13 protein-coding genes are annotated in these 13,340 nt (G+C 42.2%); 6 read left to right on the forward strand and 7 right to left on the reverse strand.

What is annotated here, in order from left to right:
• Positions 1 to 227: 227 nt before the first annotated feature.
• Positions 228 to 512, forward strand: a complete 285-nt coding sequence (locus A3860_RS00755; protein ID WP_081144621.1) for a hypothetical protein — start codon at positions 228 to 230, stop codon at positions 510 to 512.
• Here the strand turns inward: A3860_RS00755 and A3860_RS00760 are convergent.
• The 3 genes from A3860_RS00760 to A3860_RS00770 form a co-directional block, all read right to left on the reverse strand.
• Positions 501 to 1,610 carry a PA0069 family radical SAM protein gene (locus A3860_RS00760; RefSeq protein WP_081144622.1) on the reverse strand — a complete coding sequence of 370 codons (1,110 nt, stop codon included), beginning with the start codon at positions 1,608 to 1,610 and terminating at the stop codon, positions 501 to 503. The genes A3860_RS00755 and A3860_RS00760 overlap by 12 nt on opposite strands.
• A 158-nt stretch (positions 1,611 to 1,768) precedes the next feature.
• Positions 1,769 to 2,380 carry a 2'-5' RNA ligase family protein gene (locus tag A3860_RS00765; RefSeq protein ID WP_081144623.1) on the reverse strand — a complete coding sequence of 204 codons (612 nt, stop codon included), beginning with the start codon at positions 2,378 to 2,380 and terminating at the stop codon, positions 1,769 to 1,771.
• A gap of 28 nt (positions 2,381 to 2,408) precedes the next feature.
• Positions 2,409 to 3,023, reverse strand: a complete 615-nt coding sequence (locus tag A3860_RS00770; RefSeq protein ID WP_081144624.1) for a 2'-5' RNA ligase family protein — start codon at positions 3,021 to 3,023, stop codon at positions 2,409 to 2,411.
• 72 nt (positions 3,024 to 3,095) lie between these two features.
• On the opposite strand from A3860_RS00770, the gene A3860_RS00775 reads away from it, so the two are divergent.
• Entirely contained in the window at positions 3,096 to 3,530 is a 435-nt protein-coding gene (locus tag A3860_RS00775; protein WP_081144625.1) for a LexA family protein, read from the forward strand.
• A gap of 249 nt (positions 3,531 to 3,779) precedes the next feature.
• Positions 3,780 to 5,063 (forward strand): Y-family DNA polymerase, encoded by a 1,284-nt coding sequence (locus A3860_RS00780; RefSeq protein WP_081144626.1) that lies wholly within the window; start codon positions 3,780 to 3,782, stop codon positions 5,061 to 5,063.
• Between the two features lie 9 nt (positions 5,064 to 5,072).
• Here A3860_RS00780 and A3860_RS00785 read toward each other — a convergent pair whose 3' ends face one another.
• Positions 5,073 to 6,005: a DUF72 domain-containing protein gene (locus A3860_RS00785; RefSeq protein ID WP_081144627.1), complete on the reverse strand. Its 933-nt coding sequence runs from the start codon at positions 6,003 to 6,005 to the stop codon at positions 5,073 to 5,075.
• A gap of 127 nt (positions 6,006 to 6,132) precedes the next feature.
• Here A3860_RS00785 and A3860_RS00790 point away from each other — a divergent pair, with 127 nt between their 5' ends.
• The 3 genes from A3860_RS00790 to A3860_RS00800 are packed head-to-tail and all read left to right on the forward strand — an operon-like array spanning position 6,133 to position 7,344.
• Positions 6,133 to 6,714, forward strand: coding sequence for an RNA polymerase sigma factor (locus A3860_RS00790; protein ID WP_081144628.1), 582 nt, complete (start codon positions 6,133 to 6,135; stop codon positions 6,712 to 6,714).
• 12 nt (positions 6,715 to 6,726) lie between these two features.
• Positions 6,727 to 7,116 (forward strand): hypothetical protein, encoded by a 390-nt coding sequence (locus tag A3860_RS00795; protein WP_143773886.1) that lies wholly within the window; start codon positions 6,727 to 6,729, stop codon positions 7,114 to 7,116.
• Between the two features lie 15 nt (positions 7,117 to 7,131).
• Positions 7,132 to 7,344, forward strand: coding sequence for a hypothetical protein (locus A3860_RS00800; RefSeq protein WP_081144629.1), 213 nt, complete (start codon positions 7,132 to 7,134; stop codon positions 7,342 to 7,344).
• Between the two features lie 237 nt (positions 7,345 to 7,581).
• Here A3860_RS00800 and A3860_RS00805 read toward each other — a convergent pair whose 3' ends face one another.
• The 3 genes from A3860_RS00805 to A3860_RS00815 all read right to left on the reverse strand — a co-directional run bounded on the left by A3860_RS00805 (position 7,582) and on the right by A3860_RS00815 (position 13,250).
• The gene (locus A3860_RS00805) at positions 7,582 to 8,412 is read right to left on the reverse strand and encodes an N-acetylmuramoyl-L-alanine amidase (protein WP_081144630.1); all 831 of its coding nucleotides are present in this window, start codon (positions 8,410 to 8,412) and stop codon (positions 7,582 to 7,584) included.
• Between the two features lie 124 nt (positions 8,413 to 8,536).
• On the reverse strand, positions 8,537 to 11,011 hold the full coding sequence (locus A3860_RS00810; RefSeq protein ID WP_081144631.1) for a TonB-dependent receptor: 2,475 nt from the start codon (positions 11,009 to 11,011) through the stop codon (positions 8,537 to 8,539).
• A gap of 1,108 nt (positions 11,012 to 12,119) precedes the next feature.
• On the reverse strand, positions 12,120 to 13,250 hold the full coding sequence (locus tag A3860_RS00815) for an acyltransferase family protein (RefSeq protein WP_081144632.1): 1,131 nt from the start codon (positions 13,248 to 13,250) through the stop codon (positions 12,120 to 12,122).
• Positions 13,251 to 13,340 lie beyond the last annotated feature (90 nt).

Below are 13,340 nucleotides of genomic sequence, written 5' to 3' on the forward strand. Positions count from 1 at the left end.
AATAAAAAAATTGGTTAAACGGGGCGCTAAAGATATTGGTTAATACCAGCCCGAAAATCCGTAGAACTACTCAATTTCTCTACAGCTATTACCTGTATCTTTTGGTACTTTAACTCTTGTTGCTCAAGGGTATAAGAAGGAACTTTGAAGCAGCAAACACCGCATTCCCTAGTTACAGTAGAATAGGTTCGGCCCGATTGAACATTAATAACAATTAATTTTTTTTTATGAGACAGCAACACTCATCCATCAGTAAATCGAACCCTGTATCGGCTAAGGAAATTGCCCCGGAATCATTTAAAATGATTTTGGCCGATTCAGTAGAGGTAATGGAATATTATTACAGGGGAAAAATTCAGGAACTGGAACAATCCCTCGCTCAGTTAAATATTCTGGAGAATGCCAGGGAAATTGCCAGTTTGTGTAAAGAGATCGTGCGAATTAAAGAAGTTCTTCAAAGAGTCATTATAAAAAAAGCAGCCCGGTGTTCTATTAATATTTCAATCAAATAACCTGCCTTGTACACCCGGCCGCCTGAAGTTGGTCGTGTCTAAATCTGTTTCGTCGGCGTTCATTCTATAGAGCTTTGAGTATGTGCGATATTGCTGGGCAACCATCTCGGCAATATCGCCTTCTCCTCTCATCCGTACTCCCCATCGCGAATCATTTACCTGTCCATTATGACTTTGCTCAATCATATGCCATACTTTATCGGCCCGGTCAGGAAAATTCTTATACAGCCAGTCGTGGAACAATAATTTAACCGCCCCGTTCAACCTGATAAAAGTATAGGCAGTAGCCGTAGCCCCATGTTCCTGGGCTGCCTTCATGATCCGCTGCATTTCATGTTCATTTAACCCCGGTATCATTGGCCCCATCATTACGCCTACCCGTATGCCTGCCTGGCTAAGTTCCTGTATTAACCGTAAGCGCTGGGTGGCCGTTGTGGTTCTCGGTTCCATTACACGTCGCAGATCCTCATTAAGCGAGGTAATGGTTACCATCACAGAAACCAGTTTCCTATTAGCCATTTCTTTTAAAATGTCTATATCACGTACCATGCCCCCGTTCTTGGAAATAATACCCACCGGCTGGTTAAATTCGCGGCACACTTCTAATAATGACCGGGTAAGTCGATATTTTTGCTCAGCAGGCTGGTAACAATCGGTATTTCCGCTAATGCTGATTGGCACACTCTCCCATTTGGGGTTCATCAGGAACTTGCGTAACAGTTGTGGCGCATTCGTTTTAACAATGATCTTCCTTTCAAAATCGAGCCCGGCGCTGTACCCCCAGTATTCATGCGTATTACGGGCATAACAATAAATGCAACCATGTTCGCAACCGGTGTAAGGGTTCATGCTGTACCACATACCTACATCGGGACTGGTAACTTTATTCACCAGGCTTTTGGCCTCCTGTTCAATATATTGGGTAGGTTCCTGCTTTTCGGTCCAGTCGTCAATACCTTCTACATGTTCCTGAACATGCTCATCTTTCAGGAAACGGTTCTTTGTATTGATCTGGGCGCCCCTGCCTTTTTTATAATTTTCACTGTCATCCATTTTTCTTGGGGCAACCCTGTATGAATCCTGTTTTATTTCTTTCATTTTTTACCTCTTTTATTTTCACATAGTCACACCAATTTCACGGGCGATTGTTCCCGTTCCATCTTCTTCGCCGGCCCGCACGACACTCCCCGCCGAAGCGGGGAGGCGGCAACACAAATTTGAAAGAAAGGCTTAAACAACAACCCAAATAAGCATGACTATACAAACAACTCCCCTTGTTTTGTCGTAACGGGCAAATTCATAAAATCAAAACGTTGCGCTATTTGCCAGGACCGGTCGCCAATCCTGCGCTTTATTAATAACATATTATCGGCGATAAATGAACCGGTAAAATGCCGGTGCGAAAATTCGAGCCAACCCTTTTCATATTGCCAGGGCATTAGCCTTCGGCCAAGAACAATGAACGGTTCATCAATAAAATGGGGCTTATGTTCTGCATCGAGTTTCATAAGCCGTTGCGCCCCGCGTATTTCACGCACCAGGTTATTAACCGGTATTTTAGTAGTAACATTAATGTATATGGTATGCGAGGGAAAGCTTCCATAATCTTTTAAGGATAATTTAAATGGCTGAAAACCCATGCCCACTACTTTCAGGCGATTTACAATCCTTTCCTCCATCATTTCAAGTTGCGTAAACCGCACCAATGCAATATGCGGCTTATTCAGGAGCGCAGCTGAATTCTTATACGTTTCACTGAACTCACTTCTAAGCTTTGTGATCTTGTTTCGCAACTCTTCATGCGGATTTAACACCAACATATACTCATTGATTCTGCATCCGGGTATAGACTGAATATTGATTTTCATAATTTAAGTTTTGGGATGAAATAATATCTCAGGCCACTTCACTATAAGATTTATGATTAGCAGGTAAAAAACGGAATACGTTAATAGTTTTACTGGTCGCGTATGGATGATCGCGCCCAAGCAATACCAGTTCTGTTGCCATAAAGCGGGCACGAAATGTTTTTTGTGAATACACTGGCATGCTTTGCTGGTAAACCGCTTCAGGCAATTCATTGGCCAGGGCTATATGCGGAATACGTTCAAAAGCATTGCCCCGCATGATCTGTACATGGCTATCGAGCATTTTCAGTTGTGTGGCCAGTTGATGTAGGGGTTGCGGATCCTGAATACGCAGGTAAATGCTATGCTGGGGAAAACCGCTATAATTATTAAGCGTTAATTCAAAACTGTTGTGCTGGCTGCAGATGCGTTGTATCCAGCGGATCAGTGTTTCTTCCATGCCTTCGCCCGCATAAAAACCGGTTACCATTATATAGGGGAACGACTGAACAGCCGGTTCCAACCCATATTTCAAACTAAACCGCTGTTTTTCAGCCATTATTTTTTCATATACAACGGCATCAGGATAAATGACCAGCCTGTATTCCCGATTACCGTTGCCAGGCCAGGCAAACGGAGCATTTTTTACTAACCCGGTATTCATAAAACAATTTTTATTGGGTCATAAATTTAGTATAAATTTACTAAATAATTTAGTACACCAAAAATAAATTATATGGAGGGGGAATATTTTAATGAAACATCGTACCGGGGAACAAAGAAGTTCTCGCAACAGGATGTTAAAACCGCCGACGCAACCGGCTTTGGTGCTGCTGCCGATGATTATATGGAACGTGGCATTGACCTTAATGAGCAATTGATCCGCAATAAACCTGCTACTTTCTTTATGCGTGTACGCGGCGACGCTATGACGGGCGCAGGCATTTTCGATGGCGATACTATTATTGTCGATCGCAGCCTGAAGGCCGACAGTGGCAAAGTGGTAGTGGCAACGCTCAATGGTGAAATGCTGATCAGGCGGCTCGAAAAAACATTTAATAAAGTGAGGCTTTTATCCGAAACGCCAAAGCATGCAACTATTGAAGTGGATGCCTCCTGCGATTCACTGGGCATTTGGGGCGTAGTTACGTACAGCATCCATCCGGTGTAGATCTTTTGATACCCGGCTGAAGTATTACTATTTGGCAGCCGTTGCGCTTGTCCCGCCTTTGGCGGATCGCACTCTTGTACACCACTGCAATATGCAGCAATGAACACCTTTATCGCTATTATACAAGCGTACAACTATATTAAACCATTCCATTAAGCCATCCTGTACATTGTTGAGTAGTCCGCCTGTTGGCGGGCTACTCCAAACCCAACAGACTGCACATACATCCCGGAAACAAAAACATTTATTATGAAAGCAATTGTTGATTGCAACAGTTTCTATTGTTCCTGTGAACGATTATTCCGGCCCGATCTGCAACATAAACCAGTAGTGGTCTTGAGCAACAATGACGGATGCATAGTTTCGCGCAGCGATGAGGCCAAAGCCGCGGGCATAGGCATGGCCGTTCCTTATTTTGAAACCAAACCACTTATTCAAAAGCATAACATTTCTGCATTTTCTTCCAACTACAATTTATATGGCGATATGAGCTGGCGCGTAATGGAAACATTACGGATGCTGTTGGGTGATGCTTCCAAAGTGGAAGTTTACTCTGTCGATGAAGCATTTATTGATCTGGGCAATATACCTGCAGAAGATCTATATAATACAGCAATGAACATTCGAACAACCGTTGAACAATGGACCGGCATCTCCGTTTCAATAGGGGTAGCGCCTACCAAAACGCTGGCCAAGCTCGCCAATTACCTGGCCAAGAAAGACAAAGCAGCCACTAAATGTGTAAAAGTGCTGGCAACACGCGGTGAGCAGGTAACGGCCATGAAGCAAACGCGGGTAGGTAATGTATGGGGGGTGGGCTGGGCCTATGCTCAAAAGCTCATTGACCAGGGCATTACCAGCGCCTGGGAATTAAGTACCATGCCCGAAGAATGGGCTTACTCGCATTTAGGCGGGGTTACCGGTGCCCGGTTGATCAGGGAATTGAATGCACTGCCCTCCCGCCAAATGGAAAAGCCATTGGTAAATAAAAAAATGATCGCCACTACCCGCATGTTCGGGCAACCGGTTACTGATCTTAATGATATTAAAGAAGCCATAGCCACCTATACATCCCGGGCAGCAGAAAAATTACGCCGCCAGCATAGCGCAGCCAAAGTGATCAGCGTATTTATTGTACCGCGCGAACAAAACTATGAAGTAAGCTTTCGACGGGGAGCAACCGTTAGCTCACATATTACCCTGCCTGCAGCCACCAGCAGCACGCCTGAATTAATAAAACCGGCCGTTCAACTGGTTGAATCATTATATGAACAGGGAAAGGTGTATAAGAAGGCCGGGGTTATGCTGGCCGGGTTAGAACCGGATGAATCAATACAGGGTAATTTATTTGCGGCCGGCCCGCAAAAATATCACCGGCTGCTAATGGATATGATGGATAACATCAATTTCAGCATGCGTGATGATGTGCTGAAATTTGCAACTTCGGGCCTCGCCCGCAACTGGAAAATGCGGCAGGAATTGCGTAGCAAGCGGTATACTACACGATGGGAAGAATTGTATGAAGTGAGCTGAGGAAGCACGCTAATCAAAAAATGTTATCTGCGAACCAGCAGCCTGCCCTTCCGGTTCAATAAAACGGGGCGGCAATAATTGTAAGCCACAGGCAGCATTAAGCTTGTCTGTAAGATAAGTTATCAATTCAGGCGAGTACAACTCCTCTTCCATATGAACAAAAAAGTACAGTTCCTGCAATCCCTGTTCTACCCAATTTATGATCCGTTCTATCCAGGCATCGAGGCGGGTATAGTCAGTAGCATGCAAACTGTTGGCCACAAACCGTACAAATGCTTTGGGAATGGTGAGGTGCATGTGCGCACAATCCCTGCGGCCAGCCGTATCAGTTATAACTGCACCAGTTTTCAATAAATACAATGTATTGAACAACTCTTTTCGCACCGCTTCCAGTGCAAACCAGTCGGGGTGGCGAACTTCCAGAAAGAAGGTTACCTCCTTTGGCAGCGATCGCAGAAATGCAAACAGCTCTTCTTTACGGGCCGGGCCAAATGAATCGCTTAATTGCATAAACACTGGTCCCAGGTGACCGTTAAATGCTTTTATGCCTTGCAGAAATTCAGCAACCAATCCTTCCTTTCGGCTTAAACCACCCTGATGCGTTACGCCCTGGTACAATTTGGGACAAAATATAAAATCGCGGCCACTGGCTTTGTCGGCCCATTTGGCAATGGCTGCCTCATCATATATTTTATAATGTGTGGCATTGAGTTCAATACAATTGAAATGCTGTACATAGTTGGCGAGAAAATCCTTTTCCCGGGCTTTGGCCGGGTATATTTTTCCAACCCAGCCGGGCACGCCCCATTGCGGACAACCGATATGTATTTTTACCGCGCCCCTTTTTATTCCGCCCAGTATCTTTTTATTGCCGGCAGGTTCTGCCGGCAAGCTAAAATCCACTGTATTTAGTTCACTTTCAGGGAGTTTTCCAAATTTCATATTAAACTCAGTTCATAAGTTTACCGTTTAACAAGGTAATAAGTTGACAGCATTTTTCCATCTTTTTCAACTTTTTCACCATCTTTAAAATATAACTATCCGCCGGTCGTCTACCCTGATATAATACATGAAGGAGACGCTGACGATAACACCCGGCATGACGGCAGACAGGAAACGCAATATAACGCAGGTCATTACCGACTACAGCAAACGCCTCATGGGATTTATCCGCAAACGGGTAAATAATGAAGCCGATGCAGAGGATATATTGCAGGATGTGTTTTACCAGTTTATTGGTAACACGCAGCCTATTGAGCAAATGACTGCCTGGCTGTTTACCGTAGCGCGCAACAAGATCATCGACCGGCAACGAAAAAAACGTCCCGAAGCACTGGAAGACCTGTTTGGGGAAGAAGAGGGAGAAGAAGGTGGGCTTAACTGGACAGAATTTTTATTCGACGCCAGCGATAACCCTGAAAAAGAATACCTGCGAACCCTGTTCTGGGAAGAGTTGACCAATGCGCTCAACGAATTACCCGCAGAACAAAAACAGGTGTTTATCCTGAATGAATTGGAAGGAATACCATTTAAAGAAATTGCCGAGCGAACCGGTGAAACGGTGAATACGCTGCTTAGCCGAAAACGTTATGCAGTTTTACACCTGCGCGAGCGGCTTCGTGTGTTGAAAGACGAATTATTAAATTATTAAACAACGTGTAACATGAAACGAAGATTCTGGTTTGGCAAAGCTGTTATGATATTGGTATTCTGTACAGCTTTTGTCATGTTGTTCAGCTTTATAGTAATGAGCATCTGGAATGCAGTATTACCGGCTGTGCTGGGTGTAAAAGTGATCACCTTCTGGCAGGCATTGGGAATACTGGTATTATCAAAAATATTATTCAGCGGCTTTGGCGGGTTTGCCCATAAACGGGAACATTTTAGAAATCGTTTCCGTCAGAAAATGATGGACAAATGGGAAAAGATGACGCCCGAAGAAAAACAAAAGTTCAAAGATGAATTGAAGAACCGGTGCCGGGGCTGGGGCGGCCGCTTTAGTGAATCGAATTTCACCACCAACGAACCCGGCGCAAATAAACCCGATCTTTAATACAGCCCGCATATTATGGAAGTGCTTGTATTTAAAACCAACCTTCGCTTTAAAAAGCAGATCAATGCAGTAACACCTCATATCAACAACCTGCACGGTATTGCCCGCTGGAATGTTGACCTGGACGATATAGACAGGGTCCTTCGCATTGAATCGGATAATCTTTCTCCGCGTAAAGTAGAAGCTACGTTGCAGCAGGCCGGATATTTTTGTGAAGAGCTGCCATAAATTCCTACCAAAATAGTAAGTTATATTTTTCAATCATAGTAACTTCATAACAACTAACCGTTTGTCTATGAAGTTACTGCACTTGGGGAACTGTACGACCTGCAAACAGCCAGCCAGGAGCAAAAGAACCTGATCCATTCGCCCGAACAGCAAACACTGATCGCACAATTGAAAAAAGAATTAATGAAATTACGCGATGTGTACGACGACCATGAGCCGGCTGTTGAATTACATTGATCATTGATACCTGCGCGAAAGATCGAAAAGGATCTTCTTGTCATCATCTGTTAACGTACGAACGGCTATGGTATCCTGTGGTACAAAATGCAGTTTAAAGGACCGGATGGCTGCAAGTGTATCTTTAATATTATACCCGATGATGCGTAAAGCCTGTGGTGCATTAAAATATTCAGGCACTACGACCGCCGTGGTATCGTACCACAAGCCAAAACCGCGTTGCGCCAGTGTATTCCAGGGAAAAAAAGCGCTGGGATCAACTTTGCGGCCAGGCGCTACATCGGCATGACCAATAAAATTCGCAGTTGGGATGGAATAATTCCGTTTCAGGGTATCGAGTAATTTTATCAAACTGGTGATCTGTGTTTCGGGGAAGGGTTCGCTTCCGTTATTATCCAGTTCAATACCAATGCTGCTTGAATTAATATCCGTAAAATTACCCCACTTACTTACACCGGCCTGCCAGGCACGCAGATAATCGTTCAGCATATGATGTATGGTACCATCTTTACATATAACATAATGAGCGCTTACCTTAGTCCGTTGCAGGGTAAATGTTTTTAATGTTTGCTCGCATGAGTTTTGCGCAGTGTGGTGAATGATCACAAAATTCGGTTTACGCAGATCAAAGTTGGTAGTTCCTACAGCATAAACCGGCATAATGGCTGAATCGAGCAAAAGTTTATTGGGCACAGGCTGCAGTCTTTTGGCCAGATCTTTTGCCTGCTTTTTATACATCTTGTTTGTTTTGGCATATGGGTTATGCGCACAACTGTATGCGAGGGCTGAAATTATCCCGGCAAATAACAAAGAACCTGCAAATACACGCATAGTGAACGGTTTTTATTACAACTCCTGCAAAGTAGGGAAGATAATTAATTCTTCGACTTCGCTCAGAACAAAAAAAAATCCTCCCCGGTTAAGAGGAGGATTTTTCATTTTATTGAAACCCCGTTTATTTCTGATTACCGCCACCGCCTATACCACCGCCACTATCTGCAGCACGTTTATTCTCTTCTTCTGTACCTGTTTTACGTTGACGGGCAGCTTTTACCTGGCTGTTTCCGAACCGGTATGTGAAGTTCAGCTTCAGCTGACGGCTTTCGAAATTACCGCTTGCTACCAGGCTCTGACCAGCGAAATTGCTTGTACCTCTCCATTTCATTGTATGGAAAATATCGCTTACCGACGCTTTGAAAGTACCACTTCCTTTCAGGATGGTTTTTGAGAAACCGCCATCTACGCTCCACATTTTACTGCTCTTGATGGTACCCTGCCAAATGGAAGGAGAAGCGTAAAAGCCGCTGAATTCATTGGTCCAGCCTTTACCTAAACGAATAGTTTGTTGGGCATAAAAGGTAAAGGCAAATACATCGAGGTCAACTTTACGGTCAACACCCAGATCGGCTTTGTATTTTGAATAGAAAGAATTCAGGTTACCGAAAATGGTGTACCATTTGTACATGAACGGATAACTGATGTTCAGGCTCACGATATCCTGTGTTGCCAGGTTCTTTTGCGTCATGAATGATTTCGACTTATCGGTGACATCAACCAGTGAAGCAAAGATATCTTTCACATGACTGTAATTCAATGTGGTATTTAACCGGTACTTATAAGTGTGCGTAACACCAACGCTGTTAGTATACTGCGGTCTTAACTCCGTATTTCCTTTTCTATAGGTATACTCATCCAGTTTGAATTCAAAAGGATTCAGGTCCTGGTAGTTAGGCCTGTCAATGCGCCGGCTGAAGGTAAAGCTCCATTGGCTCATTGGCTTTTTGTTTATTGTAATGGCAGCACTGGGGAACAGGTTGGTATAATCACGGGTGAACGTTGAATCATAATCAACATAATTGCTTCCATCCAGTTTCATTCCTGTTGAGCGGCCTGTGGCATGGGTATTTTCAACCCGCAAACCAGCCTGTATCATAAATCCTTTGAACTGTCTGTTATAGTTGATATACCCGGCATTCACATTCTCTTTATAAACAAACTTATTGCTGCGCTGCAGATCAAGTGTTTTCACATTTGTATTTGGATCCACATCGTACCGGTTAAAATCATTGTTACTTTCAACAAAACCTATTTTTCCGCCCAAACCCAAACGGCCTTTTTTAAAGTTCTGTTCATAATCAGTCTTTAAGCTATAGATATCGATGTCAGTAGGCGCATTCATAAAATAGTTGCGGCTGTACAGCTTCATAGTTTGCGTTGGGTCCCAATACTCATTAGGTTGGTTTTGATCGCTTTTATTGCGGTAAGCACCATAGTCAGCATCAATATTCAACTCATGACCTGCGGAGTCGGCGTACCGGTAGTTCAGGTTTCCGTTGACATTATTCTTTTTGTTCTTATTGGTGTTATCAGCGATCAATATGCGGTCGGTTTGTTTGCTTGGGATATAAGAGATCTCGGTACGGCTGTAATTATTGAATTGCTGATCACTTAATGAGCCGTTCACCATGATACCTATTGTGCTCCTCTTATTAATGAAATAATCCATGCCGGCCTTGAAGTTATGGCTCTTGTTGCCAATATTCAGTTTTGACTTTTGATCGAACAGGGTATCCAGGATCTCGCGGTGCAGGTTGATATTATTCTCGTTGCTAGCATCATTATAGCTGTAGTTACCGAACAGGTTTACATACTTATTACGATTGTTCAATGATATGCCGCCATTCCATTTGGGCGTAATACCCTGGTTATAACCGGCATTTACTGAACCATTGGTACCATACGATTTATTTTTCTTCAGCCTGATATTAATGATACCGGCATTACCGGCAGCTTCATATTTGGCAGAAGGGTTCGTAATGATCTCAATGGCTTCAATGGAGGAAGACTGCAGGGTCCTGAGATAATCTGACAAATCTTTCCCTGAAAGCGGGGTGGGGCGTCCATCTACATAAACCTGAACACCGTTTTTACCGCTTAGGGTAAGGTTATCGTCTTTATCGACCATAACACCTGGTGATTTACGTAATAGTTCAAGCGCATCCTGGCCTACTGAATTCACAGTTCCTTCTACATTCAGGATCATTTTATCGGCTTTCACTTCTACTATTGGCTTACGGGCAGCTACCACTACTTCTTTTAACTGACCCGAAGTTTTTGTAAGGGTTATTTCAGGAGCGGTTACATCACCAGCGCCACTTACTTCAAATGCGGCAGAAGTTTTGGCTACATGACCGGTATAAGTTACAGCAACAAAATAGTTACCTGCATTGATGCTGGTAAACGTATACTGGCCCCCGGCATTGGTGGCAGCCAACTTTACAAGAGCGGAGTCTTTTACTTTTTTCAGTGCTACAGTTGCTCCGGACAAGGCCTTACCCTGGTCATCCTTAACATTACCCGTTACCTGCTGTGCCTTGGTAACAGCTGCGCAGAACAACAAGGGCAATGCTATCAATATCAACTTTTTCATGGAATAAAAATATTTGCAGTTTTAGTCGGCAAAAGTATCGGCGTGTTACAGTCTTTCCTTTATGTATACACCAACGGTAAATAAATACTATTAACGGTTATGTTACAACATAACAGAGTTATAACCTGAAGTTGTAATATTTCTATTTACATGGTAGAATAAAGGATCGTGCAGAATAAATGTTTGATCATTGTTCATGTATTTTTATTTAATAAACCTTACTTACAATTGTTTGTTTGCATCATCATCTTTTCCTGAATGACTTTAAATCATTGAGGCCTGTTGCAAAACATTACATACTTTTCGCATTTCACCCACCTAATAGCTACTTTCACATGCATAAATCCGCAGTTTACACACATTGGCCCCGGGCGTAAAAGAGTACTTTGTAGTTTTAACCCCTGTTGATCAATAACCAACCTTCTTTTAATAGTCATATTGCGCAGGAAAAGTGCTGATAATCGATTCCGTGCTGAAGGAGCCCCGGTAGCATAATATCCTTAGTTGGTTACGGTCGTTTGCCATATGGCATAGGCGAACCCGTATACCTGTTGAAGAACCCAAAACCGGAAAAACGAACAAGGCCCCTATCTGAATCCACAAGCATCAGGAAAAATATCAAGGCATGGAGTGGCTGGGCTGGTCACTCCCCTGCGTTTTTTACCTACAACACGAGAGTAAGTTCATCAAAATAAACGGGGTTCCAGGAAAGTCCTGCAAAAGCGGGACTTTTCAATTTTACACCCCAGCCTCCGCCAGCTGGCGGAGAATTACTTGAAGGTCAGGCAGTCTGATTATCTGGATCAAATCAAATTCTTGGGGGATGTAGGCAAACATATGTTTTACGGGCCTAAAAGAAAGCTAACCCTGACCTTGTCTCGCAAAGATCGGGGCAGAAATTGTTTAGATACACAAAAGTCGCTAACTATGCCGCATTTTGATCTAACTTTTAGCTATTGGTAGACAATTCGTTTAAAAATCATTCAAATTAAAAACCCCTTCAAATCAAATCATTTGAAGGGGCTCATTATATTCGTCGGGACAAATTTCTAACCTGTTACTAAAGGATTTGAAGGCATTAGGGCAGTTGATAAAATAAACAGCAATTTTATGCTTCAAATTTTGTTCTAAGCTTTAATATTCGTTTTTCAATCAATTCATAACTTAAAATTGATATTATTAAGGCAATTCCTATCCTGACAACATCAATAAACATAGCCTGATATATATTTTGAGGCTCTAATTTTATTTTTAAGTATTGAGTACTGTAAAATACTGGGTAATGATACAAATACAAGCCATAAGAAATTTTGCCTAAGTATTGTAGAACGCTGCCCGAAAGTACCGTGTTAAGTATTTTGTTATCTTCAAATGCGGCATGAAGAATAACTATCCCGCTTGTAAAAGAAAAAACATAATAATGCAAGCCGTAGTTTGATAACAACAGACCTAATACAGTTAATACTGTTATAGCAAGAGCAATATATAAAGTAATTGAAGAAGAGAGGAATCTTACTATACCATTAATACTTTTATTAGCGTCGATATTAAATTGCTTTTTAAATGACTCGTTTGTTAGCAATGCAAGGAAAACACCCATAAAAATTTCAAAAAATCTCCATAAGAAGAATTTATAAAAATGTCCCCCCATTAGAAGTGTACCCACAACTACCAGCAATAAAAAGAACACATTAAAAATGTAAAACAAAAAGGAGAAGTTGATCTTCTTTCGTCCAAAAACCTTTAGAAATATCAAGAATAGTGTTGGATAAAAAATATAAAATTGTTCTTCGATTGAAAGCGACCAACAATGTGAAAAGAATAGCGGATATTCCAGATAAGGAATAAAGTGTCTAAATAGCATCACTATATCCCCTGTGTAAGTTGCCAGGAAAAAAAAGTTAGAAAATGCATCTTTAAAATTGAAAAAGGATAGTGGAACTAAAAAGATGACAATTGCTACAATAATTGGGGGATATAGCCTTAGAATCCTCCTAATATAAAAGTTTTTTATACTGACCTTTCCGGTTAATAAATATTCCCTTATTAATACATTGGTGATTAAAAAGCCCGATAAAACAAAAAACAAATCAACGCCCAAAAAACCATTCTTAAAAGGATAGTAATAACCATGCTCTCTGCAAAACACTTCAGTAATACCATGAAAAAAAATAACAATAAGGACTGCAAAAGCTCGTAAAGAATTAATTAGGGGGAAAAATTGTTTTTTGGCCTCCATTTGCTAACAAATTCGTTTTTTACATTGTTTTTTTGCCGGCTACTCTTTCAAAAACTGGACTCGAATCTTGATGCGGGGCGAATGTAACAG

The sequence above is a fragment of the Niastella vici genome (assembly GCF_002077945.1).
GTDB classification, from domain to species: domain Bacteria; phylum Bacteroidota; class Bacteroidia; order Chitinophagales; family Chitinophagaceae; genus Niastella; species Niastella vici.

What these genes read in the sequence shown, in the direction of transcription:
- A3860_RS00755 (WP_081144621.1), top strand. Translation starts at nt 228, where the DNA reads ATGAGACAGCAACACTCATCCATCAGTAAATCGAACCCTGTATCGGCT.
- A3860_RS00760 (WP_081144622.1), bottom strand. Translation starts at nt 1,610, where the DNA reads ATGAAAGAAATAAAACAGGATTCATACAGGGTTGCCCCAAGAAAAATG.
- A3860_RS00765 (WP_081144623.1), bottom strand. Translation starts at nt 2,380, where the DNA reads ATGAAAATCAATATTCAGTCTATACCCGGATGCAGAATCAATGAGTAT.
- A3860_RS00770 (WP_081144624.1), bottom strand. Translation starts at nt 3,023, where the DNA reads ATGAATACCGGGTTAGTAAAAAATGCTCCGTTTGCCTGGCCTGGCAAC.
- A3860_RS00775 (WP_081144625.1), top strand. Translation starts at nt 3,096, where the DNA reads ATGGAGGGGGAATATTTTAATGAAACATCGTACCGGGGAACAAAGAAG.
- A3860_RS00780 (WP_081144626.1), top strand. Translation starts at nt 3,780, where the DNA reads ATGAAAGCAATTGTTGATTGCAACAGTTTCTATTGTTCCTGTGAACGA.
- A3860_RS00785 (WP_081144627.1), bottom strand. Translation starts at nt 6,005, where the DNA reads ATGAAATTTGGAAAACTCCCTGAAAGTGAACTAAATACAGTGGATTTT.
- A3860_RS00790 (WP_081144628.1), top strand. Translation starts at nt 6,133, where the DNA reads ATGAAGGAGACGCTGACGATAACACCCGGCATGACGGCAGACAGGAAA.
- A3860_RS00795 (WP_143773886.1), top strand. Translation starts at nt 6,727, where the DNA reads ATGAAACGAAGATTCTGGTTTGGCAAAGCTGTTATGATATTGGTATTC.
- A3860_RS00800 (WP_081144629.1), top strand. Translation starts at nt 7,132, where the DNA reads ATGGAAGTGCTTGTATTTAAAACCAACCTTCGCTTTAAAAAGCAGATC.
- A3860_RS00805 (WP_081144630.1), bottom strand. Translation starts at nt 8,412, where the DNA reads ATGCGTGTATTTGCAGGTTCTTTGTTATTTGCCGGGATAATTTCAGCC.
- A3860_RS00810 (WP_081144631.1), bottom strand. Translation starts at nt 11,011, where the DNA reads ATGAAAAAGTTGATATTGATAGCATTGCCCTTGTTGTTCTGCGCAGCT.
- A3860_RS00815 (WP_081144632.1), bottom strand. Translation starts at nt 13,250, where the DNA reads ATGGAGGCCAAAAAACAATTTTTCCCCCTAATTAATTCTTTACGAGCT.